A 26,256-nucleotide genomic window follows, 5' to 3' on the forward strand; every position below is an offset into this window, starting at 1 on the left:
ACCCCCAACTGCACCAACCCCGCCACCGCCACCCTCCCGTACTACGCGCCCGGCGACGAACACGACCACGTCTGCACCGCCTGCCACGCCGCCTACTGGGAGGCCATCAACTCCGCCGACCCGTACTGACCGCCCCGGGGGGCTTCGGCCCCTCCTCGAGGTGACTTGCCGAACTACTGCGCGACCTCCGGCCGTGTGGCCCTGGTCGATGGTGGCCTGCATTGTGATCCCGCGCCCCTCACATCTCAGGGCGCCGATAGCGTCAGCTGCGCTGATGGACTTCGTCCACCCTTGACCTGTGAGCCTCTGCGCGTGACAGGCAGGCCTTATCGGGCAGGCGGTGAGTCAACTCCTGTATGCGCACCCCAACCCAGCACAGGGCCAACCCTCAACTGCGGCTATTCGTCCGAGTCCGAGTCCGATCTGCTCAAAGCCATTTCGAGGCTCTGGGCAGTCGTAACCAAGTCCTCGACCAGCTTGGGCAGGGCGGCCGGTGTCACCACGATGACATCAGTCCCCATCCGGTAGGAACCTGGCGTCTCGACCTGGTAGCGCCAACGGACCGTGCCGCAGTTGATTTGTGAGATCTCGGGCTCGCCGTCGTCGTCAAGGGTGCACTGGACGAGCGGCGAGTCGATCAGCACGACTGGAATCACGACACTTGCCTCATCCATGCCGAATGCATCAAGCTCGCGGCAGATTCCCGCCGCGGCCTTTGCAGCGGACATCATCGCGCCGAAAGCTACATCCTCCCTTCCATTCTCGTGTGCGCGTACGAGGGAATGTCCGAACGGCTCGTAGCCGGAAAGCAGCGGTACCGCGTCCTCGGGTTTCAGGCCACGTCGCATTCGGCTAATGGCCTCTGTAGGCGTGGTGAACTGGAGGGAGGTGAACAACGAACTTGAGGTCTGCCGGTTCGGATCACCAGTGAACAGTACCCATGGCTTGTCGCGCGCCGACTTACACTCGATCACCAGTACGACACCTAGGCCGCTTTTTCCTGAACCCTGGTTCAGTCTGACCATTACGTCAGTTTCACGCTGCTGACCAGTTTCAAGATCGACGTAGTAGTGGCCCAACGTCGCGAAGATGTTCCTGGAGTGGAACTCGCGTGCGGTCCGCATCTCAAGTGGGTACCCCTGAGATTCCAACCACTTGGCGATACCACCGATGAGCCCATCGGCCTGCGACACACCTACCCCCTCAGCTTCGCTATCGTTCTGCCCAACAGCGTATCTGAGCAGCCTGTTGGCAACACGCTATCGAGGGCCGCAGTTGGCTCTACTGCTCCCCATGGTCGAGTCTCTGGACGGCGGGGAGGTCTTGGCGAGCCGAAGGTGTCACGGGCTTGTCACAAGTGGAACTAACAACCCCAGACATGACGAGACCCCCACGGAAGTGTTTCAGCACTTCACGTAGGGGAACGGACGTCAGCAGACCGGCAGCGGACAACCGGTACTCGACTCGTAATGAAAAGGTCGGGGGTTCGATTCCCCCAGGCGGCTCCACTCTTTCCCGGGTTCCGGGCCGGTGACGACGGCGACAGTCACATATGATCCCGGAACGGCCCGTCCATCCTTGTCATCGCATCGCGCTGCACACGTTCGATCGCCTCCATGTCGATGCTCGTTGGTGGTCGAGACGGAGTTGTGGCGCGAGGTTCCGCGGCTGCCCTTGGCCGTGGTGAACACCGGACCCGAGCCGGTTCGCCTCCGACAGCTCGGTGTCCCCTTGGCATCCAAGGCCAACGAGCCGGCCCCGGCGCGGCGTTATTGGATAGCCGTCGATAAGCCCCGCGTCTGATCATTTCGCCACGGCCGCCACGGCCGCCACGGCCGCCACGGCCGCTGCGGCCCACCGGCGACCTTCGTCGCCCGGTGCTATTCGCGGCGAGACTCCGAATCCTGCGCCTGCCGAACAGGTTTCATAGGCAGGAAACACCTGGCCGAGCATGGGCATGCTGTTCTTCGTCGCCTGGTGGGGCCGAGTGCTGGCACCCTAGGCGCGGGATGCGGTCGAGCAGCAGGCGGCGTCGGCCTCGGTGGCGGTTGTTCCGCAACAGCGCGCTTCGTCGTCGGCGAGCAATTCTGGTGCCTTGCCGAAGGTTTCGCTATCGGACAGGACCGTGTACACCTCCCACCGCTCCGTATCGGGTGCGGTGACCCAGACCTTGTCTTGGGTGGCGAAACAACAGGTGGTGTTCATTTCCTCCTCGGTGAACAGGCCGGCTTCGGCGAGGCGGGCGATTTCGGAGTGGACGGTATCGGTGGTCTCGACTTCGACACCGAGGTGGTTGATGGAGCCGCCGTGACCGGGGTTTTCCAGCAGGACCAGCTTCAGCGGCGGTTCGGCGACGGCGAAGTTGGCGTAGCCGGGCTTGCGCTTGGCCGGCTCGGTGCCGAAGAGAGTGGCGTAGAACTTCACCGACGCCTCGAGATCGTCGACGTTGAGGGCGAGTTGGATGCGGGACATGATCAAACCTCCACCTATGCGATATATATCGAAGAGCTGATGTCGACCAGTTTCCTCACCTTTTCGACATATGTCAATACCCGGCGTAGGGTGGATTTCGTGCCGAAAACTTTGCCGCTGGTGGATATGTCCGCGCCGGTGTGTTGTGCGCCGGTGGCCGCAGGACCCGTCGACGACGCCGCTGCTCTCGAGGTGGCGCTGCGGCTGAAGGCCATCGCGGATCCGGCACGGGTCAAGCTGATGTCTTTGTTGCTCACCTCGGCAGACGGTGCGGCGAGTACGGGTGAGCTGGCTCGTGTGCTCGGGCTGGCCGAATCGACGGTCAGCCATCACCTCGGGCAATTGAAGAAGGCCGGGTTGGTCGTGTCCGAGCGCCGGGGAATGAGCGTTTTCCATCAGGCGCGGCGCGATGCGCTGACGGCACTGTGTGTGGTGCTCGATCCGAACTGCTGTTGACCGCAGCGACTTCCGCGACGGTCCGGCAGCGATCGCTCGCCGAGCCGCATGCCGAGTCGACCGGCAGGGAACGCTAGCCGGGGATGCGGGTCGTCGCCGCGATGACTTGGTGTGCCGAGCGGACGCCCGATTCGATCGCGCCTTCGAGTATCAGGCGTGGTCGCCGTCGTGCCTGCGGCGTCTGCCGGATCAGGGCACGATCACGATCTTTCCGCGGACGTGGCCGTCCTGGCTGGCGGCGAAGGCCTGCGGCACCTCGTCCAGCGGGTAAGTGCGGGCGATGGGAACAGTGAGCGAACCCGCGGCGGCGAGATCGGCCAGCCGCTGGGTCTGGGCGCCGTCGGGCCGAACCCACACCACATGCCCGCCGTGCTCCTCGACGGCGGCATCGGCGATGGAGGCGTGGCGGCCGTTCGCGGCAAGCACCCTGGTGGTGACGTCGAGCTGGCCGCCGACGAAATCGGCTACCGCGTCGACGCCTTCCGGCGCCAGCCCGCGGACGCGATCAGCGAGCCCGTCGCCGTAGGGCACCGGTTCAGCACCGAGTTCACGCAGGAAATCGTGGTTGCGTTCGGAGGCTGTGCCGATCACCCGCGCACCACGGGCCTTGGCGATCTGCACGCCGAGACTGCCGACTCCGCCGGCCGCCGCGTGGATGAGGACGGTGTCGCCGGCGCCTACTCGGAGGATGTCGAGGGTGCGCAGTGCGGTGCCGCCGGCCAGTGGTAGCGCGCCCGCCTGCTCCCAGGACAGCTCCGCGGGCTTGCGAGCCAAGGTAGCGGCAGGTACCGCGACAAGTTCGGCGAAAGTGCCCGCGTTCAGGGTGTCCTTGCGGGCATAGCCGAGCACCTCGTCACCGACGGCGAATTCGGGTGTGTCCATACCGGTTTCGACGACAACGCCCGCCACATCCCAGCCCGGAATGACCGGGAAGATCGCATCCATCAACCCGTCGAGCCCGCCGGTCATCAGTTTCCAGTCGACGGGATTGACCCCGGCCGCCCGCACCTCGACCAGCGCCGACCCCGGGAAAACCTTCGGCTTGGGCAGCTCACGCACCCGCACATCGGAGATATCGGAGCTGAATCGGTCATAGGTGGCGGCGCGCATGGGCATCCTCTCGCAGTGGTCCGCATTGTCTTCGGATGCAAGCCGAGCAGTGCCGCCGATATTCCGCACCGGAATCCCGGTCACGCTTCGGATGGGTGATTCCCGAGACCCGGATACGGCCGGCCACGTCACGCATGTGCGCCGCTTATGGCCATGTGGACGCCGCATATCGGAGACAGAGCTCACCGAGACCGGGCGACGCTGACCGGAGCTCGGTGAACCTCCGCTCAGCCCGCGGCTGCCGCGCGCAGGCCGGTGCGGCGGATGATCCGAGCCAGTTCTTCGTTGAACTGGTCGGCCGCTTCGATATTGGTGAGATGTCCGGTGGGCCAGACGTGGTAACCAGCCAGGTGGCCCGCGCGATCGAGGGTATCGGCGATGATGCGGGACATGCGTTCGGGCAGCAGATTGTCGTGGCTGCCCGCGATGACGGTGGTGGGAACGGCGAGCCCGGCCGCGGCCTCGCCCAGTTCGAGGTCGGCGAGCGCGGCGGCGTGCCTGCCGCGAGCAAGCGGACGGCAGGACCGTACGATGCCGAGGGCGAAATCGACCTGGTCGGCGGTGGCGGTCGGCGACATGATCCGCGCCTTGAGCACCGCGCGGGCCGGCCACCCGCCGGGGAACGGGACCGGTGCGGTGAGCAGGGTCTCGGCGATGATGATCGGCATCCGCACACCCGCGCCGAACAGCGTGAGGGGGCGCTCGGCGAGCATGAGCGGCTTGTTCAGCAGCGGAAGCAGGTCGGTGTCGTAGCGGATATTGCCGGAGGTGGTGTTCACCAGGACCGCGGCCTTGGCGCGGCGGGTGACCTGGTCGGGGTGCCTGGCGGCCCAGGCCTGCAGGGTGATGCCGCCCATGCTGTGGCCGACGAGTATCGCGCGCTGCCCAGGGCGGAGGGTGGCGTCGAGGACGGCGGCCAGATCGTCGGCCATGGTGTCGGCCGAGGGAAATAGGGTGCCCGCTTCGCTCTCACCGTGGCCGCGCTGGTCGTAACACACCACCCTGTGGGTATCGGCGAAGGCGTTGATCTGCGGATTCCAGTACTCGATGCTGCAACTCCAGCCGTGCACCAGCACGATGACATCACCGTCGGAGGGGCCGTAGGCGTGGACCCGCAGTCGGGCTCCGTCAACCGTGGTGACCGGCACGACCTCATGTGGTGCGGTGGGTGCGTTCAACGACGCTGTCTCGAAAGTGCGCGACCGCAGTCCGGCGCGAAAGGGGGCGGTCAGGGCGCCGTGGCGGACCTGCGCCAGCGTCTTCATCGACTTCACCAGCATCAGAGCACTCCTTTGTGTCTCCCGTCACCGTAAATGCAAGCTGGGGTGCTTGCAAGTGCAAGCGCCTCTCACCGGAAAGAAATACCGCGACGGTGCGCTACACCGGGTGTCGGTTCGGTGGGTAATGCCGTTACCTGGAAAATGCCCGAAATCTGGGCAAAAGTATGCCGGAAGTTTGCCAGAGATTCGGTAACCAGCGCGTCGGCGGCGAGTGGAGGCGCCGAACGAACGGCGGTCAGGCCGTGATCGGTGCGGTGGGCAACCCGAGCTCGGCTATCGCGTCCGGGACTACCAGGCAGACCTGATCGTCGGCGCGAAAACCGGCGGATACGTCGTGGCCGCTGGGCGCGCGCACGAATACCACCAGGGAGGAACCATCGCCGGGATCGATCTCGACGGCGACCGATCGTTCGCCGCGCGGGCCGGTACCGGAGTCGAGGACGGCATCATCATCGGGGGCGTACCAGCGGCCCACATGCCCGAATTCGAGCTTGCGCGGCGGCCGGTCCCCGAACTCGTCGAGCCCGGTGACACCAGCGGCGTCCACGCTGAGAAAGCTTACGCGGCCGCAACTCCCGGCGGAATGGATAGATCATGTCGTTACCTGCTGCGATCATATGGCCATGGCGTCCGACCCGATCGGCCTCGCACCGCCGATACCTGTGCTGCGCATGTTCGATATCGCGAAGACCTTCGAGTTCTACCGGGACTATCTCGGCTTCACGGTGGACTGGGAGCATCGCTTCGCCCCGGACCTGCCGCTGTATGCGCAGGTCTCCCGAGGCGCGGCGCGCATCCACCTGAGCGAACATCACGGCGACGGCACTCCAGGAACCGTGCTGTGGATGGCTGTGGATGATATTCACGCCTGGCATGCGGAGATCACCGCGAAGGAGTACCGCTTCGCCAGGCCGGGGTGCCCGGAGGACGGCCCGGGCGGACCCGGCTTCGAGCTCATCGACCCGGCGGGCAATACGCTGCGGTTCGCCCAGCCCGGCTGAACCACGCGTGATGGCGGTGCCCGCGCGGGTCCGGCTACCGTGAACGACTGTGGATATCGCACAGCCTGGACCGGTTACGGCGGGGGAGCCGCCGAGTACCCGATGGCGCGCCGTCGCGCTGCCCGCGGCGGTCGCCGGGGCGGGCATTGTCGCGGTGGCGGCGGTGCACCTGCGTGATCCGCACGTAGAGGGGTCATGGGGGATCTGTCCGGTGTACGCGCTGTTCGGGGTGTACTGCCCAGGCTGCGGTGGTATGCGGGCGGTACACAACCTCACCGACGGACACGTGCTGGATTCGCTGCACAGCAACCTCCTCGCACTCCCGTTGCTGATCCTGTTCGCGCTGTGGGTCGGCGACTGGGCGATCCGGGCCTGGCGGGGTAAGCCGATGCGGCACCTTGGCATCAATGCCGTCACCATGTGGTCGATCTTCGGCTTCCTCGCGCTGTTCACGGTGGTGCGCAACACCCCGTGGGGCAACTGGCTGACACCGGTCTGACCGGCAGCCGGGTGACCGTCGCCGAGCGCGACCACGCGAGTCCGGAACCGATCGAAAACACCCGGTCGGGGCGAAACGGGGCAAGCTGGAGGTAGCGCATCGGCCGGAAAGGACACAGCACATGATCGACTCCCTGAAGGCGCGGGTACGTGCAAAGTTGCTGCGTCAGCTCGCCGAGGACGGACCATCGGATACCGAGCAGGATGACCCCCGGCTGATCTCGGTGGAGACCGATCTCGACGCACTCGACAGCGTCACCGACGATGATCCGCTGGTCGAGGAGCTGGCCACCCGCTACCTGGTCTTCTGACCCGATAGCGCGAACCGGCGTGGCAGCGAATGCGGAGCTACGCTCCCGTCGACATCCCGCCAGACGGTGGTAGCTGCGGTAGTGGCTCGGCCAGCAGCCAGCTGTCCCACAGCGAACGTAACGGCACCAGGCTGTAGTGCCCGGCCAGATCGGTGAACTCCTCGGTGGTCACCGACGCGTGCCGGTAGCGCACCGTCCATTCGCGCAGTAGTTCGAAGAAGATGGTGTCGCCGAGTTCGAGCCGCAACGTATGCAGGCACAGTGCGCCTCGCTTGTAGACCCGATCGTCGAACATGCTCGTCGGCCCTGGATCGCCGACGATGATGTCCTGCGGCTGACGCGCCAGGTTGTGCCGCGCGGCCCTGGCCAGCTGATCGGCGGTCGGACCACCGGACTCCTCGGACCAGATCCATTCCGCGTAGCAGGCGAAACCCTCGTGCAGCCAGATATCGCGCCACTGCCGGATGGTCAGGCTGTTGCCGAACCACTGGTGTGCGAGCTCATGGGCGACGAGGCGTTCCGCGCCGCGGCGGCCGTCGCAGTGGTTGGCGCCGAAGATCGAGATGCCCTGTGCCTCGATCGGGATCTCCAGGTCGTCATCGGTGACGACGACCGTGTATGCCTCGAACGGGTACGGCCCGAACTTTTCGGTGAACACCTCGAGCATCCGCGGCTGCCTGGCGAAATCGTGGTCGAAGTTGCCCCGCAGCCGGCTGGGCACCAGCGCGTGCATGGGGACCGATCCGTGTGCCGGCCCGATGCGATGTTTGCGGTACTGCCCGATCTGGATGGTCGCCAGATAGCTCGACATCGGTTCGGACTGTTCGTAGACCCAGGTGGTCTGGCTTGCCTTGGTCTGTTTGCGCAGCAGGGTGCCGTTGGCGAGGGCGTAGTAGGGCGTATCGGTGGTGATCGAAATGCGGTAGCTGGCCTTGGAACTCGGGTGATCGTCACAGGGGAACCAGGAGGCGGCACCATTGGGCTGGCTGGCCACCAGTGCACCGTCGGTGAGTTCCTCCCAGCCGACCTCGCCCCACGGGCCACGTACCGGCCGCGGTGTTCCCGAATACTGCACGGTCACCGCGAGCAGGCCGCCGGCCGGAATCCGCTGCTGCGGTGTGACGACGAGTTTGCCGTGCTGGTGGGTGTACTTGGCGACCTTGCCGCCGTTGATCAACACCTTCGACACCGACAGCGCCTGCGACAGATCGAAGGCGAATCGCGGCCGCACCTCGGTGGTGACCGCGGTGATCTCGGCGCGGCCCGCGAGCCGGTTGGCGGCGACCTTGTAGGTCAGCTCGAGTTCGTACCGCGAGACCCGGTAGCCACGGTTGCCATTCTGCGGCAGGTACTCGTCGATGGGAGCGTCGTAGAACTTGCCTCCCATCAGCCGGCGGCTCCCGGGTCGGTGGTGGCGGTCCACGGTGCGATCGGATTACCCCACCACCGCGTCGACGCCGGGACGGTATCCCCGCGCATCACCAGCGAGGCCGGTCCGATGGTTGCGCCCGCGCCGATGGTGGCGGCGGGCAGCGCGACGCAGTGCGGGCCGAGCGTGGCGCCGGCGCCGAGGGTGACGGTATCCATGGACATGATCCGATCGTGGAACAGATGGGTTTGCACCACGCAGCCACGTTCCACGGTCGCGCCGTCACCGAGCGTCACCAAATCCGCCTCCGGTAGCCAATAGGACTCGCACCATACCCCGCGACCGATTCGGGCACCGAGACCACGCAGCCACAGATTCAGTACGGGAGTACCCGTGGCGGCGCGCGCGAACCACGGCGCGGCGACGGTCTCGACGAAGCTGTCGGAGACCTCGTTTCTCCAGACGAACGAGCTCCACAGCGGATGCTCCTCGGCGGTGATTCTGCCGATGAGAAACCATTTCGCGGTCACCGCGCTCGCACAGGCCACCGCGCCCGCGACCATCAGCACCACACCGGAGAGCAACGCCGCCGCCGGATAGCCGATCGTCTGTGCCAGCCAGGCCAGGGCGAACAGCACACCGAGCCCGATCGCGAAGGTCACGAGGACCGGAAGCAGGCGGCAGGTCTCGACGACGGCGCGGAACACGCGCAGGCGCAGCGGCGGGTCGAATGTGCGCTCGGTATCGGTGGTTTCGGTGGCGCGCCGCAGTCGCACGGGCGGGCTGCCCAGCCAGGACGAGCCCGCCTTCGCTTTGCTGGGCGCGGCCGACAGCACGGCAACCAGACCGTTCTTCGGCACCCGGCGGCCGGGCGCGGTCATTCCGGAATTGCCGAGGAAGGCGCGTTTGCCGACCTTCGCCTCGCCGATCCGCAGCCAGCCGCCGCCGAGTTCGTAACTGGCGATCATGGTGTCGTCGGCCAGGAACGCGCCATCGGCGACGGTGGTGAATTTCGGCAGCAGTAGCACCGTCGATGCCTCGACGCGTTTGCCGATCTTGGCGCCGAGCAGCCGCAGCCAGACCGGGGTGAGCAGGCTGGCGTAGAGCGGGAACAGGAAGTTGCGGGCACCGTCGAGCAGGCGTTCGGTGGCCCACACCTGCCAGCCGACGCGGCTGCGGACCGGGTGATAGCCCTCGGTGAGACCGATGCTGAGCACCCGCACCGAGACCACCGTGGCCACCGCGTAGACCAGCAGACTCAGCAAGGTCGCCACCGGCAACATGAGCAGACCGCGGCCAAGTGCGCCCGCGATGGTGGTGGTGTCGCGGATCCACCAGACGATGAGCGCGCCACCGGCGGCCAGCCCGACGATCGGCATGGCGGCCAGTCCCATCGAGCTGAGCGCGAACGCCGCCACCCAGTGCACCGCCCGCTTCGGGGTGTCGGCGGGCCAGCGATGTCTGGCCTTGCCGACCTTCACCGCGGGTGAGCCTGCCCATTCCTGGTCCGGCTTCACCTTGCCTGCGACCGCCGATCCCGGGGCGATCTCGGCGCCGCGGCCGATCTTGGTGCCGGGCAGCAGGATCGAGCGTGCGCCGACCACCGCACCGCGACCGATCACGATCGGCCCGATATGGACGACGTCGCCATCGATCCAGTAGCCCGACAGATCCACCTCGGGTTCGACACTGCAACCGTCGCCGAGCTCGAGCATGCCGGTCACGGGCGGCAGGGTGTGCAGGTCGACGCCCTTACCTATCTTCGCGCCGAGTGCCCGCGCGAACGGGACCATCCACGGTGCGCCGGAGAGGTTTTCGGCGCCGCTGGCCTCCGACAGCCGCACCGCTGCCCACAACCGCAGATGCACCGAGCCGCCGCGCGGATAGCTGCCCGGTTCGACACCGTGCAGCAGCAGCCGGGCGCCGGCGACGCAGATGCTCATCCGGCCGAGTGGGGTGATGAAGACGAGGAACAACAGAAGCGTCCACCACCACGACAGTTGCGGCAGCCACGGCAGCGCCCCCGCCCAGCTCGCGATATTGCCCGTGATGGCAAGCCAGGTCAGCCATTGCAGGCCGGTGAGGGTGGTCAACGGGAGGGTGGCCAGTACCTGCGCGCATTGCGCCGACAGCGGGGTCGGCCGGACGGTGCGTTCGACGACGGCGGCCGCCGGTGCGGTGTCGTCCAGCAGTTCGGCCAGCGCGCCGAGGCGGGGATGGTCGTACAGATCGGCGACCGCGATCCGTGGATAGCGCTCTCGCAGTGCGGTCACCAATTGGGCGGCGGACAGCGAGCCGCCGCCCAGGTCGAAGAAATCGGCATCGGCGCCGGTGATCTCGGCGCCGAGGATCGAACTCCACAATTCCGCCACCCAGGCGGCGGTACCGGTGAGCCCGTGGTCCACGTTCTCCTCGGTGCCCGCGACCGGCCAGGGCAGGGCGTCGCGATCGACCTTGCCCGAGGTGCGGGTGGGCAGTTCGGGCACCACGACCAGGCGCGGGACCAGCGGTGCGGGCAGCTGTTCGGCGAGTAGCGAGCGGGCGGCCTTGATGTCGTAGTCGGGCGAAGTTCCGGTGAGATAGCCGACCAGGATCTGGTTACCCGCCGCGGTGGTGCGCACCGCGGCGGCCGCACCGCTCACGCCGGGCAGATGTTGCAGGGCATTATCGAGTTCGCCCAGTTCGATGCGGCGGCCACCGACCTTGACCTGATCGTCGGCGCGGCCGATGAAGACGAGTCCGGCGCTGTCGTTGCGCACCAGATCGCCACTGCGGTAGGCGCGCTCCCAGCCGAGCGAGGCCAGCGGCGCGTACTTCTCGGCGTCCTTGGCGGGATCGAGGTAGCGGGCCAGGCCGACACCGCCGATCACCAGTTCGCCGGATTCGCCCTCGCCGACCGGATTACCGGCGGCGTCGACGACGGCCAGATCCCAGCCGTCCAGCGGCAACCCGATGCGCACTGGCCAATTCCCGTCCAGCAGCGCGGCACACGCGACCACCGTGGTTTCGGTGGGGCCGTAGGTGTTCCACACCTCGCGTTCGGACTCCGCATCGCCAGCCAGCCGTTCGGCCAGTTCTGGTGGCACCGCCTCACCGCCGAAAATGAGCAGCCGCACCGGCTCCAGGGCCTCGGCGGGCCAGGTCGCGGCCAGCGTCGGCACGGTGGACACCACGCTGATCTCATGCCGGACAAGCCACGGGCCCAGATCGGCGCCGGTGCGCACCAGTGCGCGCGGAGCCGGAACCAGGCAGCCGCCGTGCCGCCAGGCCAGCCACATTTCCTCACAGGAGGCATCGAAGGCGACCGAGAGCCCGGCCAGCACACGGTCGCCGGGGCCGATCGGGGTCTCCCGCAGGAACAGCCGGGCTTCGGCGTCGACGAGTGCGGCGGCGTTGCGATGGGTCACCGCAACACCTTTCGGGGTTCCGGTGGAGCCGGAGGTGAAAATAATCCACGCGTCGTCGGTAACGGAAGGCTGTGCCGGACCATCGGTTTGCTCGCCGGATGCCCGAGTGGGCTGTGCGTGTTCGGTCGGCTCGATACCCGCGGCGGTCACGATTGCGGTAACCTGCGCCTCGCCGAAGACCAGGCGGGCTCGTTCGTCCGGGTCGTCGGCGTCGACCGGCACATAGGCCGCACCCGCGTGCAGCACCGCAAGAATCGTGACGTAGAGCTCACGAGTGCCCGAGGGCATCCGCACACCGACCCGGTCGCCGCGGCGCACACCGGCGGCGCCGAGACGTTCGACCGCGACGGCGATCTCGGCCAGCAGTTCGGTGTAGGTGAGCGCGGTGCCGCCGTCGTCGATGGCCGGTGCGTCCGGATGAGCGCGCGCGGTATCGGCGAGGATGTCGACCAGTGTTCGCGCAGGTGGGGCAAGGGTTGAGCGTCGCAGCGGATCGAGCTCCTCGACCGAACCATCGGTGTCGATCTGCGGCTGGAGCATCACGTCCGGCCCACCTTCCTCAGCACTGTCCGGCAGTAACCATGTACGGCGGTACGGCCTCACCAACTAATTCTCGAAGACGGTTGTTTCATACAAGGGTTACCAATGGGCAAACGGCGAATGCCCTGGTGACCAGTTGTCCACGGTACCCGCAGCCGAGGCCGGGTTGACAGCAGCGGGGCCGGTCTGCAAGCCTCGGGTCAGGTCATGAGTGCCAGCGTCAAGCCCCGGCTTGCTGGTCGGCAACCCTCCTCCGCGGTGGGGTGCTCCGGGTGACGACCGGGCCGTCGCCCGACCGGGCGCGGCAAGCGCGGACTCGACGAATCCCCTTTTCGCGGGTCCCTCAGCCGACGGGATGACGTGATGACCGCTGTGTTCGATCAGACCTGTGCCGCCCTCGCCAGGGTCTCCGGAGACGACCTCCGAGTACCCCTGGTGCAGGGCGGGACCTGCACTTACGCCAACTTCGACTATGCCGCGAGCGCACCGGCGCTGGCTCAGGTCACCGACCGGGTGCAGCGTCTGCTGCCCTACTACGCCAGCGTGCACCGCGGCGCGGGCTACGCCTCCCGGATCTCCACCGAATGCTATGAGGCCGCCCGTGGTTCGGTCGCCCGCTTCCTGGACGCGACCGACGACCAGGTCGTGGTCTTCACCCGCAACACCACCGACTCGCTGAACCTGCTGGCCGCCTGCGTGCCCGGCGACACCGTCGTGCTCGATGTCGAACATCACGCGAATTTCCTGCCCTGGGAACGACGCGGGCGGCGGGTGGTGACGGCCGCGGACACGGTCGACGAAACGGTCCGCCGTGTGGTCGCCGAACTCTGCGTGAAACCGGCTGCGCTGCTTACCGTCACCGGCGCGTCCAACGTGACGGGGGAGGTCCTGCCGTTGACTCGGCTGGCCGAGATCGCCCATCAGTGCGGCGCCCGCATCCTCGTCGATGCCGCGCAACTCGCGCCGCACCGTCGAATCAGCCTGCGCGAGTGCGGCATCGACTACCTGGCTTTCTCCGGGCACAAGCTGTACGCGCCGTTCGGTGCCGGTGTGCTCGTCGGCAACCGGGATTGGCTCGACGCGGCACCGCCGTATCTGGCCGGCGGTGGCGCGGTGCGTGAGGTGCGGGTCGATGGCACCGAATGGGCGCCTGCGCCGCAACGTCATGAAGCCGGATCGCCCAATGTGCTCGGCGTCGCGGCGTTGGCGGCGGCCTGCGACGCGCTGGGCGAGATCGATGCGGACCGGGCAATCGCGCATGAGCGGCTGTTGGCCGACCGGCTTCGTGCTGGTCTGTGCGCCATACCCGGCGTGCGGTTGCTGCGCATCTGGTCCGACTGCCCCGACACCGTCGGCATCGTCGCTTTCACGCTGGACGGTTTCGAGCCCGGCGAAGTGGCTGCCTATCTGTCCGCCGAACGCGGCATCGGCGTGCGCGACGGCCGATTCTGTGCGCACCCGCTGCTGACCCGCCTCGGACTCGATGGTGCGCTGCGCGCGAGTATCGGACTGGGCACCAGCTCCGCGGATGTGGATCGGCTGGTCGCGGCGATCGCCGCGCTCGTGCACGACGGCCCTGCATGGAACTACACCCGGACCGAAGGCCTGTGGAACCCCACACCGGAAACCCGGCCGTTCACCAGCGCGGATACCACCGGCGCGGCTCCCTGCGCCATCGGCTGAGGGCGCTCACCTGCGCGGGCGGTCGGACACCGATGGGGAGGCCGCCCGCGCCGGCCGTCAGTCCTCGTCGAGCGGAGTTGGCCGGTGGTAGCGACCGTTGTGGTACAGCAACGGCGCTGCCGCCGGCTTCTCGCCCGTCGCATCGTGCACTCGGGTCACCCGGCCGACGATGAAGGTGTGGTCGCCGATCGGAATGCGCTGTTCGACCGTGGTGCGCAACCAGATCGGCGTCCCGTGCAGCACCGGTTCACCGGTATCGAGCGTGGTCCACAGCGACCGGTCGGTGAACCGCTCCTCGGCGCTGCGGGCGAAGCGCTGGGCGATATGGCGCTGATGTTCACCGAGGAAATGGATCACCACGGAATCCGCTTCGCTCATCGCGTCCAGGCTCGACGAGGTATGCGCGATATTGAACGACACCAGCGGCGGTGCCAGCGACAACGACGCGAACGAGGTCGCGGTGAACCCGACCGGCCCCTTCGGCGAACACAACGTCACCACCGTCACCCCTGACGGATAGTGCCGCATGGACGCGCGGTACTGCTCCGCGGTGATCCCGCTCAGATCATCGGGCACCCGTAGTCCCGCCTCCGCCCCCGTGGCTGTCGGTTCAGAATGCGCGTCGGTCACATGACGAAACTACTGCGTGTGCGGCAACGCGTTCAGTCCACGTCGATCGGAAGGCCGGCTGTAATGCGCACCAGTTCTCGAAAGGTCGTGCGGAACACCGCATCAGGGTGTCCGCCCGCGGCCCACAGCTCGCGGTGGTGGGACAGGGCGGTGTCGACCCAGGTGGGGATGTTGGTGGGATGGCCGACGGGGGCGACGGCGTCGACGGGGTGGCCGGTGACCTCGAGCACAAGATCGTCGGGGGCCGGGGTGAGGATGCCTTCCATACGTTCGCCGGTGCGGTCCAGGTCGACCTCGTGTGCGCCGGAGACGAGCAGCAGGACCGGATCGTCGTCGAGCAGGTACAACCGGGCTTCGGCGATGGCGCCGATATCGACGCCGAGGACTCGGGCGGCGTCAGAGGCCGCGGTAGGGCGATCCTGATGGGTGACGATGACGCCGTGGTGCCCGCGGGCGATCAGGGTGTCCGCGACCCGGCAGGCGACCGGAGGAAGTGACCTGCGCATGAATCCAGGGTAATGCGAACACGTTCGGGGGCGCCGGTTCAGTGATAACAGGTTCTATCCCACACGGTATCGACGCCGTAATCGGCGTGTATACGCTGTACAGATGACTGAATGGCAGGCTTTCACCGTCGAAACCACCGACCACGTCGCACAGGTCACCCTGACCGGTCCCGGTAAGGGCAATGCCATGGGCCCGGATTTCTGGCGCGAGCTACCGGAGATCTTCCGTGCCCTCGATGCCGACCGCGAGGTTCGCGCGATCGTGCTGACCGGCTCGGGCAAGCACTTCTCCTACGGCCTTGACCTGCCCGCCATGAGCGGCACCTTCGGCCCGCTGCTCGCCGATAAGGCGCTCGCCGCCCCGCGTACCGATTTCCTCGACGAAATCCGCAGCATGCAGGCCGCGGTCACCGCTGTCGCCGAATGCCGCAAGCCGGTGATCGCCGCGGTCTCGGGCTGGTGCATCGGCGGTGGCCTCGACCTGATCGCCGCCGTCGACATCCGCTACGCCAGTGCCGACGCCAAGTTCAGCCTGCGTGAGGCCAAGGTGGCCATCGTGGCCGATATCGGGTCGCTGCACCGCCTGCCCGCCATCATCGGCGAGGGCCACCTGCGTGAACTCGCCTACACCGGCAAGGACATCGACGCGGCGCGGGCGGAGAAGATCGGCCTGGTCAACGACGTGTTCGACGATCAGCAGGCGGCGCTGGACGCGGCGCATGCCGCCGCGCGTGAAATCGCCGCCAATCCGCCGCTGGTGGTGCAGGGCGCCAAGGACGTCCTGCACCAGAAGCATGCGTCCGAGGTGGCCGATGGCCTGCGCTACGTGTCGGCGTGGAACGCGGCTTTCCTCCCGTCCGAGGACCTCACCGAAGCCATCCAGGCCGTCTTCGAGAAGCGCGCCCCCCAGTTCAAGGGCCGCTGACCGGGCTCGACAGCCCGCCGAACGTCGAGCGGCACATCACCGAGGACCCGATTCCGGGTGTACCTCGGTGATGTGCCGCTCGTTGTTTCGGGACTGTCGTCGGCTACCGATAGGCGAGCTCCGGCAGTTCGGCGACGCTCAGTGCCCGCCCTGGTCCTTCAGACGCTGGATGGACGCCTCCACCTCGGCCTCGGCCTCGGCGCGGCCGACCCACTCCGAACCCTTGACGTACTTGCCGGGCTCGAGGTCCTTGTAGCGCTCGAAGAAGTGCTTGATCGCGGCCAGTTCGAACTCCGGGACGTCCTTCAGGTCCTGGATGTGATCCCAGCGCGGGTCACCGGCGGGCACGCACAGCACCTTGTCGTCGCCGCCGGCCTCGTCGACCATCTTGTACATGGCGACCGGGCGGGCCTCGACGATGACGCCGGGGAACACCGAATCGGGCAGCAGGATCAGCGCGTCCAGCGGATCGCCGTCTTCGCCGAGAGTGTTCTCGATGTAGCCGTAGTCGGCCGGGTACACCATGGAGGTGTAGAGGAAACGGTCGAGCCGGACACGGCCGGTCTCGTGGTCGACCTCGTATTTGTTACGCGAACCCTTGGGGATTTCGATAGTGACGTCGAACTCCACGCCAACTCCTTCTTCGGTGTGCCTCTGGTGTGCTGCGGCTGTCTTCCGGCAGGCCAACGGCCGCCGACGCGCCAGGTCGTTCGGGGGAACGGTAGCGGAACGAGGATAGTGTGGGCCAAGCGGATGTGGCGGGCGTGAGGAGACGGCGGACAACGTGGTGGGTCGAGGCGGTAAGAACATCGGTGGACTGGCCTCGCGGCGACGACGCCGGATGTGGATCGGACTGATCATCACGCTGGTGGTGCTGCTCGCGGTCGGGGCTGGTGTCGTGGTGATGCTGAAGCCGTGGAGCGAGGAGTTCCGGCACGGTGGACTGACCATCGCCGATCCGCCGGTACCGGTCCGGCCGTTCCCTCAGGTCGCGCCGGCGCCGGATGATGCGCCGGTGCCGAGTTCGGCCGGGCTGGCGGCGGTGCTGGCGCCGGCGGTGTCGAACCCGGATCTCGGTGGTTTCGCCGGTTCGGTGACCGACGCCGACACCGGGACGGTGTTGTGGAGCGCCGACGCCGCCAAGCCGATGGTGCCCTCCTCGACGGCGAAGATTCTCACCACGGCGGCGGCATTGCTGACCTTGCCCGAGGATCAGCGGGTCGAGACCACGGTGGTGGCCGGTGCGGTGCCGGGCGAGATCGTGCTTGTCGGCGGCGGCGATCCGACGCTCACCGCGCAACGCGACGGCAAGGGTTACTACCCCAACGGGCCGAACCTGTCGGATCTGGTCACCCAGATCCGGGCGGCGCAGATCCCCATCGACTCGATCGTGGTCGACACCTCGCTCTACTCGGGTCCGAGCATGGCGCAGGGCTGGGACCCGATCGACATCCCCGGCGGTTCCATCGCGCCGATCGAACCGTTGATGATCGACGGGGGCAGGCTCGATCCGCTGGTCGAGTATTCGCCGCGCAGCGCGACCCCTGGACTCGATGTCGGCCGTCGGCTGGCGGCCGAGCTCGGCCTCGGTGCCGAACGCGTGCGGCCGGGCACGGCGCCCGCCGGTGCGAAACAGATCGCGACCGTGTCCTCGGCGCCGCTGGGGGAACGCCTGCACGCCATGATGGTGCATTCCGACAATGTGCTCGCCGAAACCATCGGCCGTGAGATCGCGCAGGCCACCGGTGGACCCGCCTCGTTCGCGGGTGCGGCGGCTGCGGTGCAGTCGACGCTCGAGCAGGCAGGCTTCGACCTGACCGGGGTGAGCATGCACGACACCAGCGGACTCTCGGTCGACGACCGCATCCCAGCGCAGATCCTGGACCGGATCCTGGCGACCGCGGCCCGCGACGACGAGATCGCCGAGCAGCAGCAGCCGAAGACCGGGGCCCCGAGCCTGCGCCCGGGTTCGATCGTGCGGCCGGGCGCATCACCCGATAAGCAGGCCGACGACGAGCCCGACCTGTCCGCGACTCTTGCGCCGCTGCTGGACGATCTGCCCGTCGCGGGCGCTACCGGCTCGCTGACCAGCCGTTATGTGGTTCGCGACCGGGACGGTGCCGGGTGGGTGCGGGCCAAGACCGGAACTCTGTCGGTGGCGAGCACGTTGGTCGGGTATGTGCTCGACAGCGATGGGCGGGTACTCACCTTCGCGTTGATGTCGAGTGATCGACCGCCGGAGGTGAGCAGGCCCGCACTGGATGCCATCGCGGCCACACTGCGTACTTGCGGATGCTCCTGACGGGTGGGTGACCTATGACGACCGAACAACGCCCCGGCGATACCGGACCGGTCGAATCTGGCGGTGGTGCCGTCGACACCGCCGAGAAAGCCGGTTCGCGTACCCGCCTGACCGGCGCCGTCGACTGGCGCCTTGCCGCCCGCACGGGCGCTGCCCTCGTCCCGTCCGGGCCGCGGACCAGCAGGTATTCCGCCGAACAGGTGGTCAGCGAGCTCGCCGACGCCTCGGTGCGGGCGGAAGCCCCGGTCCGTGAGGTCACCGGGCTGCTCGACGATCAGCCGGTTCCGCAGGCGCGCATCGTCGACCGTCCCGGCTGGATCGGCGCGGCCGCCGATTCCATGGCGCAGCTCACCGGCACCGGCGTCGACGAGGGCCGCGGCATGCTCACTGGTAAGCCTGCCGGCGTGCAGGCCGGGGCCATGCTGGCATTCCTGTCCACCGCGATCCTCGGCCAATACGATCCGTTCACCGGCCGCGACGGCACGTTGCTGCTGGTCGCGCCCAACATCATGTCGGTGGAACGTGCGTTGGGTGTGCAGCCGAGCGACTTCCGTTTCTGGGTATGCCTGCACGAGGTCACCCACCGGGTGCAGTTCTCCTCGGCGCCCTGGCTGGCCGACTACATGCGCACAAATGTGGACGTGCTCGGCGAGGTCGGCGACGAACCGATGGCGGATATGCTCGCCCGGCTCGTCTCCGAGGTCCGCGACCGCCGCCGCAACGGCACACCCGATGATCCGGCCGCCCGCGGCGTCGTCGGCCTGTTGCGTGCCAGCCAGCCCGCACCGCAACGCGAGGCGCTGGATCGGCTGCTCATGCTCGGTACGCTGCTCGAGGGCCACGCCGACCACGTCATGGATGCTGTCGGCCCGTCGGTCATCCCGACCGTCGAACAGATCCGCGCCGCCTTCGATCAGCGCCGCAAACGCCCGACCAATCCGGTTCAGCGGCTGCTGCGTGCGCTGCTCGGCGTCGACGCGAAGGTCGCCCAGTACGTGCGCGGCAAGGCCTTCGTCGACCACGTCGTCGACACCGTCGGCATGCAGCGCTTCAACGCCGTCTGGACCGACGCCGAGACGCTGCCGCGTCCGGACGAGATCGAGGACCCGCAACGATGGATCACTCGCGTCCTGGGATGAGCGAGACCGGATCCCGTCGCTCGGGGACCAGAGGCAAGGGCGATGTGCACGACCGGTCCGGTACGCAACGGCCTGGTTCGCGCGGTGCCGCCGGTGAATCCGGTCCGTCTCCCACCGAGCTCGGTCCCGCGCGACTACCGGAGACCCCGGCGGTGCTCGAGTTGCGTCATGCGGTGCGCAGCTGGTCGGCCCGCTTCGATGGCGGCGATGCGATAGCCGTTGCGTTGTCCGGGGGAGCGGACTCCCTGGCGTTGACGTCGGCCGCGGTGGTGGAGATCGGCGTTGTCGACGCGTTGATCGTGGATCACCGATTACAGCCCGGTTCGGCGCAGGTGGCCGCCGAGGCGGCGGCGACGGCGTTGAAGCTGGGTTGCCGTTCGGCCCATGTACTGCCGGTCGAAGTCGGCCGCGAAGGCGGGATGGAGGCGGCGGCCAGAAAGGCGCGCTACGCGGCCCTTGACGCCGCGCGCGACGGTCTGCCGGTGCTGCTCGGGCACACCCTCGACGATCAAGCCGAAACCGTGCTGCTCGGGCTGGCCCGCGGCTCGGGTCCGCGCTCCATCCAGGGCATGGCGCCGTACTCTCCGCCCTGGGGCCGGCCGTTGCTCGGCGTGCGGCGAACGGTCACCAGGCAGTTCTGCGCGGACCTCGGGCTCACCCAGCACGAAGATCCACACAACGATTCGCCCGAATTCACCAGGGTCCGGCTCCGGTCGGAGGTCCTGCCGCTGCTCGAGCAGGTGCTCGGTGGGGGAGTGGCCGAGGCGCTCGGACGCACGGCCGGACAGCTCCGCGAGGACAACACCGTGCTCGATGAGCTGGCCAACGATCTGTTGCGTGTCGCGAGCCACGGCCACACCGGCGAGGCCCGCCCGCCCGCCGGTACTCATGAGGTGACGCTGTCGTGCGAGACGCTCGCCACTGCCCCCGCCGCCCTGCGCCGCCGGGCCATCCGGGCGTGGTTACTCGACGGTGGTGCGAAAGCACTGACCGGCAAACATTTACAGGCGGTCGACCAGCTGGTCACCGCATGGCGTGGCCAGGGCGGGGTCGCGGTCGGCGGCGGCGAACCGGGGACGAGGTTGGTTGCTGCGCGTGAACATGGCAGGCTGACACTCGCGCATACCGATCGGGTTCGCCCGGGCGAGCGCGAGTGACGGGCCCCGAGGCGACGGCGCGGCGTGACCACGGACGGGCCCCGGCAGGAGCACCGCGGATCAACGCAGGGAAGGGAACCAGCGCACGTGTACGGGGACGATATTGCCTCGGTGCTGATCACCGAAGAAGAAATTGCCGATAAGACCAGGGAACTGGCCGAACTGATCGCCAAGCGCTATCCGCCCGACGCCCCCGAGGGTGATCTGCTCCTGATCGGCGTGCTCAAGGGCGCGATCTTCTTCATGACCGATCTGGCCAAGGCGCTGCCGATCCCGACCCAGCTCGAATTCATGGCCGTGTCCTCCTACGGCTCGTCCACCTCGTCCTCGGGTGTCGTGCGCATCATGAAGGACCTGGACAAGGACATCGCAGGCCGCAACGTGCTGATCGTCGAGGACATCATCGACTCCGGTCTCACCTTGTCCTGGCTGATGCGCAATCTGTCCACCCGCAACCCGGCCTCGCTCGAGGTGGTCACCCTGCTACGCAAGCCCGACGCGCTACGCACCCAGGTGGAGGTCTCGCACGTCGGTTTCGACATCCCGAACGAATTCGTCGTCGGTTACGGCCTCGATTACGCCGAGCGCTACCGCGATCTGCCCTACATCGGCACCCTGCATCCGAAGGTGTACGGCGGCGAATCCTGAGCCGCGGCGCACAGCACTGTCAGGCCGCCTCGCGCCTGCTCACCGGATCGCCCGGCGACACAACGCGCTCCAACGCCCGCAGATCGGCTTCGAGCGCACGGAAAACCACGTACGTGCCGACGAAGGCGATGATGCCGCCCACGCACAGCACCCGGACCGCGACGATCACCTCCGCGATATCGGTGGGCCGCAGGAACGTTACCCCGGCCACGGCCAGCAGCGGCACTGACGCGGCCACAGCAAGATAGCCGTTGCAGCGCCGGTCCAGTTGGCGCAGCCACTGCGCGTCCTCGGCGCCGACATCACCGTGGCGAAGGAATATCGGATATATGCAACGCACCATGTAGAAGGTCGCCAGGAAGAACGGGTAGGCGACCGCGATCGCACCGCACACCGTTTGTGAGGTGAGGAAATGCCAGACCCCGCGCGCGGGCAGATCGTCGGTGGTCAGTCGCAGCGCGATCGGGAAGGTCAACCCGGCCAATACCCACAGCGTGAACGCGACGATCACTGCGTTGTCGCCGAGCCGTAGCGTGTCCCGTCTGGCGCGCCGCAGGGTGTCCGAGTCGTAGCGTTTGCCGTGCCGCAGCCCATGGGTCACCCGCAGGATGTGGCGGGACAGATACAGCACGACCGCGATGCCGACCGGGAACAGCACCGAATTGACGATCCCGGTGATGATCACGAAGTTGCGCTGCGCCTCCTCCGACAGCCTGCTGACGATGAGCTGATGATTGTGTTCGATGTTGTACAGCGAGGCCAGCGCATTGGGTACGCCGAGCGCCACCAGTAGCACCGGAATGATCCACGGACGCAGCCGCAGCCGCCAACTGTCCGGCGCGGGGTCGACGAGTTCACGTGCCCGCGGATCGAGGCAGGTGTCGAACTGTCTGGCCAGCACGGCGCCGTTCGGCCAGCGACGCTCCCGATCGGGATCGAGGCAGGTGAGCAGCACCCGGCGCAGTGCGGCGGGGCAATCCGGTGGTAGCCGCTCCAGCGCCGCCTCGTCGACTCCGACGCAGCGGCGTTCCAGCATGGCCTCGAGGGTGGTGTCGTCACCTTGATCGCCCGCGCCCGCAGTGGTGTCGTCGAACGGTTTGGCCCCGGTCAGCAACTCCCACAGCAGCACGCCGAGGGAGTAGATGTCGGCGCGAGTGTCCAGGTCGGCTGCGGTGCGTTCGCGGCCGGGATGGCAGGCCTCCAGCTGTTCGGGCGACATGTAGGTCAGTGAGCCGCCGAAGTACGACACCGGGCTGGTGCCTTTCACATTGCGGCTGAAGCTGATGTTGAAATCGGCGAGCTTGGGCACACCCTCGGCGGTGAGCAGCACATTCGCCGGTTTGACGTCGCGGTGCAGTACCCCGTGCTCGGCGGCGTAGTCGAGTGCCTCGGCGAGGCGCCTGCCGAGCCAGGCGACGGTCTCCGGCCAGCTCAGGGCGGCGATCTCGGCGCGCACGCTGGAATCGGTCGGCCGGATCTCGCCCTTTTCCTCCATTGCGGTATCGACCGCGTCGAGCAGCAGCCTGCCGTCGCGCTCGGCGGGTGGGGTCGCGCGGACCCAGCGCAGCGCGCCGAGCAGCGTGCCGCCCGGCAAGAACTGCATGTACAGGAACCGCAGTCGACGGGACCCGCGGGCTCGACCCGATTCGAGCAGTTGCTGGTCGAACACCCGCACGATGTAGTCGTGGTCGAGCTGGGCGAGTGTCTGCGGTTCGGTGCCGTGGTCGGCGGAGACCTTCACCGCGACCAGTCGTTGCAGCGAGCGTTGTCTGGCCAGGAAGACCCGGGCGAAGGCGCCGGTGCCGAGTCCGGTGAGCAGATCGAAATCGCCGATGCTTGTGCCGACCTCGATCCGGTCGAGCGCCTCGTCGGTGCCAGGGCCGGTACCGGATGCGGGATCGAGCTGGGTGGACAGATCGAAGGGTGCGGCAGAGGTGCGGGTTGGGTCGTTGGCTCGGGTGGTTTCGGCGTCGTCCGGCCGCGGTGATGCCGCTCCCGCAATGGATTCCGTTGCGGCAGTGCGATCGGGGGTGGTCTCCGGTTCGGCGCTCATGGTCCCAAGGGGTTGCTGGCTGGATGCCGCGAAACGTGCACTGGTCGGCCGACGGGGTTGCCGATAAACTCCGCCACACCCGACGCCTTCGACGGCGACCGGTAATCGGAATGATACGTCCACTGGCAGGGGGTCTCACCCGGTTTCGGCAACGTGGCATCGGGCTACGAGCTGGTTGAACGCGGCCGCCTCCGATGGCGGGGCAGGCCACGGTAGGAGGGCATCGATGGGGGCACAAGAGCCCGCGAATCCGAACGCGGGCAATGACGCGACCACTCCACCCGGCCCGGTCGTGACGACCGCGGCCCGGGTACGCGAGGGGTCGACGACACCGACCGCGGAGGTGGACGCGGCACTGGCCAGGATCATTGAGGGCAATGCGTCTGTCTACGCGTTCGACGTGGTGCGCGAGGAGAAGGCGCGTGCGGAGGCGGCGGAGCTGGAACAGCTCGTCGACCTCGACGGGCTGCCATTGGCCGGTGTTCCGGTGGCGGTCAAACATAATGTCGCGGTGACGGGCGAAACCGTCCTCGATGGCTCGGCCGCCACCGATCCGACACCCGCGACCGCCGATCACCCGGTGGTGCGACGGCTGCGGGAGGCCGGGGCGGTGGTTGTCGGTCTGACGACCGTGCCCGAACTGAGTCTGTGGGGTATGACCGACGGCCCCGACGGGATCACTCGCAACCCGTGGAATCCTGAGCGCACCTCGGGGGGCTCATCGGGCGGTGCCGCGGCGTCGGTCGCGGCGGGATTGGTTCCGGTCGCACACGGCAACGACGGTCTCGGTTCGGTCCGCATTCCGGCGGCCTGCTGCGGTGTCGTCGGGATCAAACCCGGCCGCGGGGTGGTACCTGCCGAGGTCGGGCCGGATTCCTGGGGCGGGATGACCGAAAACGGCGTGCTGGCAACGACCGTCTCCGACGCCGCGCTCGCCCTGTCGGTGCTGGCGGGCAGGCCCGAATTGGCCGATGTCGACCCGCCTGCCGTACCGCTGCGGGTTGCCCTGGCGGTGGATGCTCCGAGCCCGCTGATCAAGGTGGACCGGCATTGGACCGCGGCCGCGCGCACCGCTGGATCGGCCGCCGCCACCGCCGGTCATGCGGTCGAAACGACGAAACTGCCCTACGGCGACGCGGTGACCGCGGTGATGCTGCGCTGGCCGATGCTCGCGATTCCAGAGGCCGACGAGCTGCCGCATCCGGAACGGCTCCAGCCGCGCACCCGCCGTCATCTGGCGCTCGGCAGGCTGCTGGTGCGGCTGAACATGGTGCGACCCGCGCAGGTCGAGCGGGTCGAGGCCAGGTTGGTCGAGTTCTTCGAGAACTACGACGTGGTGATCACGCCCGCGCTTGCCCTCCCGCCACCGGTGGCGAAGGCCTGGCATGCCAAGGGCTGGCTGACGAACTTCATCAACAGCCCGCGCTATTCACCGTTCACTCCGATGTGGAATCTGGTGGGCTGGCCGGCCATGTCGGTGCCGATGGGCCTGCACCCGGAGTCCGGTACGCCGGTGGCAGCTCAGCTGGCAGGCCCGCCGGGCAGCGAATCGACGCTGCTGCGGCTGGCCGCCCAGCTGGAGGCGCTGCACCCGTGGCCACGGACGACCGCGGACCGGACCTCCGAGGAGCGGTAGCTCAGACCGCGACGGTGGGTTTGCTCGCGAATCCGCCGTCGGCGGCGCGGCCGGCGAATTCGAGGATGGTCGGCCGGTTGTCGTCGACCCGCCAGGCCACTGCCAGCTCGCACGGTGCGAGCCCGGTGACGGGACGTGCGGTGAGGCCGGGCCAGCGGTACATCGGGACGTTGTTCTCGGCGAGCAGGCAGACGCCGAGCCCGAGGCTCACGGCCTCCAGCTTGTCCTCGGGGGTGGCGGCTTCGGCGCCGATCTTGGGCTGACGACCGCCGCGGCCATCGTTGCCGAGCCAGAACTCGCGCACCGCGCCTGCCTCGGGCGGTAGGGCGACGAACGGTTCGTCGATCAGGTCGGCGAAGTCGATGGTGTCCTGTGCGGCCAGCCGGTGGTTCTCGGGTAGTAGTACCCAGCGGTCTTCGGTGCGTAGCACCTCCCAGCGGTACCGGTTCGAGTCCGGTAGTGGTAGCCAGACCAGCGCTAGATCGGCCTGACGGCCTGCCAGACCGCTGGACGGGTCTGTCCACGACGCGGAGTGCAGGGCCAGCCGGTGCCCGCTGGCGCTCTCCAGATCGTTGAGCAGTCCGCGGCCGAGGGTGGATTGGATGCCGACGCGCAGCACCTCACCGGCCTCTTGTAGCGAGGAGTTGGTGAGCTCCCACAGTTCCAGGATCTTGCGGGCGCCCTCGAGCAGTTCTTTGCCCGCGACGGTGAGCGCGACGCTGCGTTGATTGCGATCGAACAGGACCACATCGAGCTGGCGTTCCAGCTGCCGGATCTGGCGCGACAGGGTGGGTTGTGCGATGTGCAGCCGCTGGGCGGCGTTGGTGAAGTGCAGTTCCTCAGCGACAGCGACGAAATACCGCAGGTCGCGCAAATGCGGGTCCATAGCCTATTGCTATCAGAATCGGTCCCGGATTTCTAGCCTAATTAGACCGGAAAGTTCGGAATCTTGGCCCAAAACGGTCAGCAGGTTTGTTAGTCACAGCATATGACCTGTCATGGTCGTGCGCACTATCGGATTCGACGAACCTTCCGCGGGTGTGGTTCGGGCCGGCGGAGAAGTCGATCTTCTTCCCGGTGACCAGCGGGTATCTGTTCCGAGTGCGCCCGCAAGATCCTGGAACTGTGGGAGC

The 26,256-nt window shown here is 67.7% G+C and carries 23 protein-coding genes and 1 riboswitch; of the genes, 11 read left to right on the top strand and 12 right to left on the bottom strand.

Translation table 11 applies throughout. The features are described from left to right. Positions 1 to 398: 398 nt before the first annotated feature. Together GV792_RS28205 and GV792_RS28210 are read right to left on the bottom strand one after the other, a co-directional pair. Complete coding sequence (locus GV792_RS28205; protein ID WP_163828034.1) at positions 399 to 1,193, bottom strand: hypothetical protein; 795 nt, start codon at positions 1,191 to 1,193, stop codon at positions 399 to 401. A gap of 805 nt (positions 1,194 to 1,998) precedes the next feature. Then, entirely contained in the window at positions 1,999 to 2,472 is a 474-nt protein-coding gene (locus GV792_RS28210; RefSeq protein ID WP_163828036.1) for an ArsI/CadI family heavy metal resistance metalloenzyme, read from the bottom strand. A 99-nt stretch (positions 2,473 to 2,571) separates the two neighbouring features. Between GV792_RS28210 and GV792_RS28215 the strand changes: the two genes are divergently transcribed. After that, positions 2,572 to 2,928 (top strand): Rv2640c family ArsR-like transcriptional regulator, encoded by a 357-nt coding sequence (locus tag GV792_RS28215; protein ID WP_175583158.1) that lies wholly within the window; start codon positions 2,572 to 2,574, stop codon positions 2,926 to 2,928. 189 nt (positions 2,929 to 3,117) lie between these two features. On the opposite strand, the gene GV792_RS28220 is transcribed toward GV792_RS28215, so the two are convergent. The 3 genes from GV792_RS28220 to GV792_RS28230 all read right to left on the bottom strand — a co-directional run bounded on the left by GV792_RS28220 (position 3,118) and on the right by GV792_RS28230 (position 5,865). After that, complete coding sequence (locus GV792_RS28220) at positions 3,118 to 4,038, bottom strand: NADP-dependent oxidoreductase (RefSeq protein WP_163828038.1); 921 nt, start codon at positions 4,036 to 4,038, stop codon at positions 3,118 to 3,120. Between the two features lie 227 nt (positions 4,039 to 4,265). Beyond that, the gene (locus GV792_RS28225) at positions 4,266 to 5,318 is read right to left on the bottom strand and encodes an alpha/beta fold hydrolase (protein ID WP_163828039.1); all 1,053 of its coding nucleotides are present in this window, start codon (positions 5,316 to 5,318) and stop codon (positions 4,266 to 4,268) included. Positions 5,319 to 5,553: 235 nt separating this feature from the next. Continuing rightward, positions 5,554 to 5,865 carry a hypothetical protein gene (locus GV792_RS28230; protein ID WP_163828040.1) on the bottom strand — a complete coding sequence of 104 codons (312 nt, stop codon included), beginning with the start codon at positions 5,863 to 5,865 and terminating at the stop codon, positions 5,554 to 5,556. 76 nt (positions 5,866 to 5,941) lie between these two features. Here GV792_RS28230 and GV792_RS28235 point away from each other — a divergent pair, with 76 nt between their 5' ends. The 3 genes from GV792_RS28235 to GV792_RS28245 all read left to right on the top strand — a co-directional run bounded on the left by GV792_RS28235 (position 5,942) and on the right by GV792_RS28245 (position 7,128). Then, complete coding sequence (locus tag GV792_RS28235; protein ID WP_163828041.1) at positions 5,942 to 6,319, top strand: glyoxalase superfamily protein; 378 nt, start codon at positions 5,942 to 5,944, stop codon at positions 6,317 to 6,319. Positions 6,320 to 6,368: 49 nt separating this feature from the next. Continuing rightward, positions 6,369 to 6,818, top strand: a complete 450-nt coding sequence (locus tag GV792_RS28240) for a DUF2752 domain-containing protein (protein WP_163828043.1) — start codon at positions 6,369 to 6,371, stop codon at positions 6,816 to 6,818. Positions 6,819 to 6,939: 121 nt separating this feature from the next. Further along, positions 6,940 to 7,128 carry a hypothetical protein gene (locus GV792_RS28245; RefSeq protein ID WP_163828044.1) on the top strand — a complete coding sequence of 63 codons (189 nt, stop codon included), beginning with the start codon at positions 6,940 to 6,942 and terminating at the stop codon, positions 7,126 to 7,128. Between the two features lie 37 nt (positions 7,129 to 7,165). On the opposite strand, the gene GV792_RS28250 is transcribed toward GV792_RS28245, so the two are convergent. Further along, on the bottom strand, positions 7,166 to 8,515 hold the full coding sequence (locus GV792_RS28250; RefSeq protein ID WP_163828045.1) for a M1 family metallopeptidase: 1,350 nt from the start codon (positions 8,513 to 8,515) through the stop codon (positions 7,166 to 7,168). After that, on the bottom strand, positions 8,515 to 12,444 hold the full coding sequence (locus tag GV792_RS28255; RefSeq protein ID WP_163828056.1) for a Pls/PosA family non-ribosomal peptide synthetase: 3,930 nt from the start codon (positions 12,442 to 12,444) through the stop codon (positions 8,515 to 8,517). Before GV792_RS28255 ends, GV792_RS28250 begins: the two co-directional genes overlap by 1 nt. A gap of 203 nt (positions 12,445 to 12,647) precedes the next feature. Beyond that, positions 12,648 to 12,761, top strand: a riboswitch (SAM riboswitch). Positions 12,762 to 12,807: 46 nt separating this feature from the next. Here GV792_RS28255 and GV792_RS28260 point away from each other — a divergent pair. Further along, a complete protein-coding gene (locus GV792_RS28260; RefSeq protein ID WP_163828046.1) occupies positions 12,808 to 14,127 on the top strand; it encodes an aminotransferase class V-fold PLP-dependent enzyme in 1,320 nt (439 codons plus the stop codon). Between the two features lie 57 nt (positions 14,128 to 14,184). Here the strand turns inward: GV792_RS28260 and GV792_RS28265 are convergent, their stop codons facing one another. Both GV792_RS28265 and GV792_RS28270 read right to left on the bottom strand, forming a co-directional pair. After that, positions 14,185 to 14,655 (bottom strand): flavin reductase family protein, encoded by a 471-nt coding sequence (locus tag GV792_RS28265; RefSeq protein ID WP_256668479.1) that lies wholly within the window; start codon positions 14,653 to 14,655, stop codon positions 14,185 to 14,187. A gap of 134 nt (positions 14,656 to 14,789) precedes the next feature. Further along, complete coding sequence (locus GV792_RS28270) at positions 14,790 to 15,263, bottom strand: YbaK/EbsC family protein (RefSeq protein WP_163828048.1); 474 nt, start codon at positions 15,261 to 15,263, stop codon at positions 14,790 to 14,792. 103 nt (positions 15,264 to 15,366) lie between these two features. Here GV792_RS28270 and GV792_RS28275 point away from each other — a divergent pair, with 103 nt between their 5' ends. Then, positions 15,367 to 16,188 (top strand): crotonase/enoyl-CoA hydratase family protein, encoded by an 822-nt coding sequence (locus GV792_RS28275; RefSeq protein ID WP_163828049.1) that lies wholly within the window; start codon positions 15,367 to 15,369, stop codon positions 16,186 to 16,188. A 138-nt stretch (positions 16,189 to 16,326) separates the two neighbouring features. On the opposite strand, the gene GV792_RS28280 is transcribed toward GV792_RS28275, so the two are convergent. Further along, positions 16,327 to 16,818, bottom strand: coding sequence for an inorganic diphosphatase (locus tag GV792_RS28280; RefSeq protein WP_163828050.1), 492 nt, complete (start codon positions 16,816 to 16,818; stop codon positions 16,327 to 16,329). 211 nt (positions 16,819 to 17,029) lie between these two features. Between GV792_RS28280 and GV792_RS28285 the strand changes: the two genes are divergently transcribed. From GV792_RS28285 to hpt, 4 genes are all read left to right on the top strand, one after another. Beyond that, the gene (locus tag GV792_RS28285) at positions 17,030 to 18,490 is read left to right on the top strand and encodes a D-alanyl-D-alanine carboxypeptidase/D-alanyl-D-alanine-endopeptidase (RefSeq protein ID WP_175583373.1); all 1,461 of its coding nucleotides are present in this window, start codon (positions 17,030 to 17,032) and stop codon (positions 18,488 to 18,490) included. A gap of 14 nt (positions 18,491 to 18,504) precedes the next feature. Next, positions 18,505 to 19,629, top strand: coding sequence for a zinc-dependent metalloprotease (locus GV792_RS28290; protein ID WP_256668478.1), 1,125 nt, complete (start codon positions 18,505 to 18,507; stop codon positions 19,627 to 19,629). Beyond that, positions 19,626 to 20,786: a tRNA lysidine(34) synthetase TilS gene (gene tilS, locus GV792_RS28295; RefSeq protein WP_163828052.1), complete on the top strand. Its 1,161-nt coding sequence runs from the start codon at positions 19,626 to 19,628 to the stop codon at positions 20,784 to 20,786. The genes GV792_RS28290 and tilS overlap by 4 nt, the downstream gene beginning before the upstream one ends. 87 nt (positions 20,787 to 20,873) lie before the next feature. Then, on the top strand, positions 20,874 to 21,434 hold the full coding sequence (hpt, locus tag GV792_RS28300) for a hypoxanthine phosphoribosyltransferase (protein ID WP_163828053.1): 561 nt from the start codon (positions 20,874 to 20,876) through the stop codon (positions 21,432 to 21,434). 19 nt (positions 21,435 to 21,453) lie between these two features. Here hpt and GV792_RS28305 read toward each other — a convergent pair whose 3' ends face one another. Next, entirely contained in the window at positions 21,454 to 23,487 is a 2,034-nt protein-coding gene (locus GV792_RS28305; RefSeq protein ID WP_163828054.1) for a serine/threonine-protein kinase, read from the bottom strand. 226 nt (positions 23,488 to 23,713) lie between these two features. Between GV792_RS28305 and GV792_RS28310 the strand changes: the two genes are divergently transcribed. After that, the gene (locus GV792_RS28310) at positions 23,714 to 25,123 is read left to right on the top strand and encodes an amidase (RefSeq protein WP_175584911.1); all 1,410 of its coding nucleotides are present in this window, start codon (positions 23,714 to 23,716) and stop codon (positions 25,121 to 25,123) included. 1 nt (position 25,124) lies between these two features. Here the strand turns inward: GV792_RS28310 and GV792_RS28315 are convergent, their stop codons facing one another. Continuing rightward, positions 25,125 to 26,009: a LysR family transcriptional regulator gene (locus GV792_RS28315; protein WP_163828055.1), complete on the bottom strand. Its 885-nt coding sequence runs from the start codon at positions 26,007 to 26,009 to the stop codon at positions 25,125 to 25,127. Between the last annotated feature and the right edge of the window lie 247 nt (positions 26,010 to 26,256).

Origin of the sequence: Nocardia cyriacigeorgica, from assembly GCF_010868145.1 — a bacterium.
GTDB classification, from domain to species: Bacteria; Actinomycetota; Actinomycetes; order Mycobacteriales; family Mycobacteriaceae; genus Nocardia; species Nocardia cyriacigeorgica_D.

What these genes read in the sequence shown, in the direction of transcription:
- GV792_RS28260 (WP_163828046.1), top strand. Translation starts at nt 12,808, where the DNA reads ATGACCGCTGTGTTCGATCAGACCTGTGCCGCCCTCGCCAGGGTCTCC.
- GV792_RS28285 (WP_175583373.1), top strand. Translation starts at nt 17,030, where the DNA reads ATGTGGATCGGACTGATCATCACGCTGGTGGTGCTGCTCGCGGTCGGG.
- GV792_RS28305 (WP_163828054.1), bottom strand. Translation starts at nt 23,487, where the DNA reads ATGAGCGCCGAACCGGAGACCACCCCCGATCGCACTGCCGCAACGGAA.
- GV792_RS28235 (WP_163828041.1), top strand. Translation starts at nt 5,942, where the DNA reads ATGGCGTCCGACCCGATCGGCCTCGCACCGCCGATACCTGTGCTGCGC.
- GV792_RS28290 (WP_256668478.1), top strand. Translation starts at nt 18,505, where the DNA reads ATGACGACCGAACAACGCCCCGGCGATACCGGACCGGTCGAATCTGGC.
- GV792_RS28275 (WP_163828049.1), top strand. Translation starts at nt 15,367, where the DNA reads ATGACTGAATGGCAGGCTTTCACCGTCGAAACCACCGACCACGTCGCA.
- GV792_RS28210 (WP_163828036.1), bottom strand. Translation starts at nt 2,472, where the DNA reads ATGTCCCGCATCCAACTCGCCCTCAACGTCGACGATCTCGAGGCGTCG.
- GV792_RS28250 (WP_163828045.1), bottom strand. Translation starts at nt 8,515, where the DNA reads ATGGGAGGCAAGTTCTACGACGCTCCCATCGACGAGTACCTGCCGCAG.
- GV792_RS28255 (WP_163828056.1), bottom strand. Translation starts at nt 12,444, where the DNA reads ATGCTCCAGCCGCAGATCGACACCGATGGTTCGGTCGAGGAGCTCGAT.
- tilS (WP_163828052.1), top strand. Translation starts at nt 19,626, where the DNA reads ATGAGCGAGACCGGATCCCGTCGCTCGGGGACCAGAGGCAAGGGCGAT.
- GV792_RS28270 (WP_163828048.1), bottom strand. Translation starts at nt 15,263, where the DNA reads ATGCGCAGGTCACTTCCTCCGGTCGCCTGCCGGGTCGCGGACACCCTG.
- GV792_RS28265 (WP_256668479.1), bottom strand. Translation starts at nt 14,655, where the DNA reads ATGCGGCACTATCCGTCAGGGGTGACGGTGGTGACGTTGTGTTCGCCG.
- GV792_RS28225 (WP_163828039.1), bottom strand. Translation starts at nt 5,318, where the DNA reads ATGCTGGTGAAGTCGATGAAGACGCTGGCGCAGGTCCGCCACGGCGCC.
- GV792_RS28220 (WP_163828038.1), bottom strand. Translation starts at nt 4,038, where the DNA reads ATGCGCGCCGCCACCTATGACCGATTCAGCTCCGATATCTCCGATGTG.
- GV792_RS28315 (WP_163828055.1), bottom strand. Translation starts at nt 26,009, where the DNA reads ATGGACCCGCATTTGCGCGACCTGCGGTATTTCGTCGCTGTCGCTGAG.
- GV792_RS28310 (WP_175584911.1), top strand. Translation starts at nt 23,714, where the DNA reads ATGGGGGCACAAGAGCCCGCGAATCCGAACGCGGGCAATGACGCGACC.
- GV792_RS28245 (WP_163828044.1), top strand. Translation starts at nt 6,940, where the DNA reads ATGATCGACTCCCTGAAGGCGCGGGTACGTGCAAAGTTGCTGCGTCAG.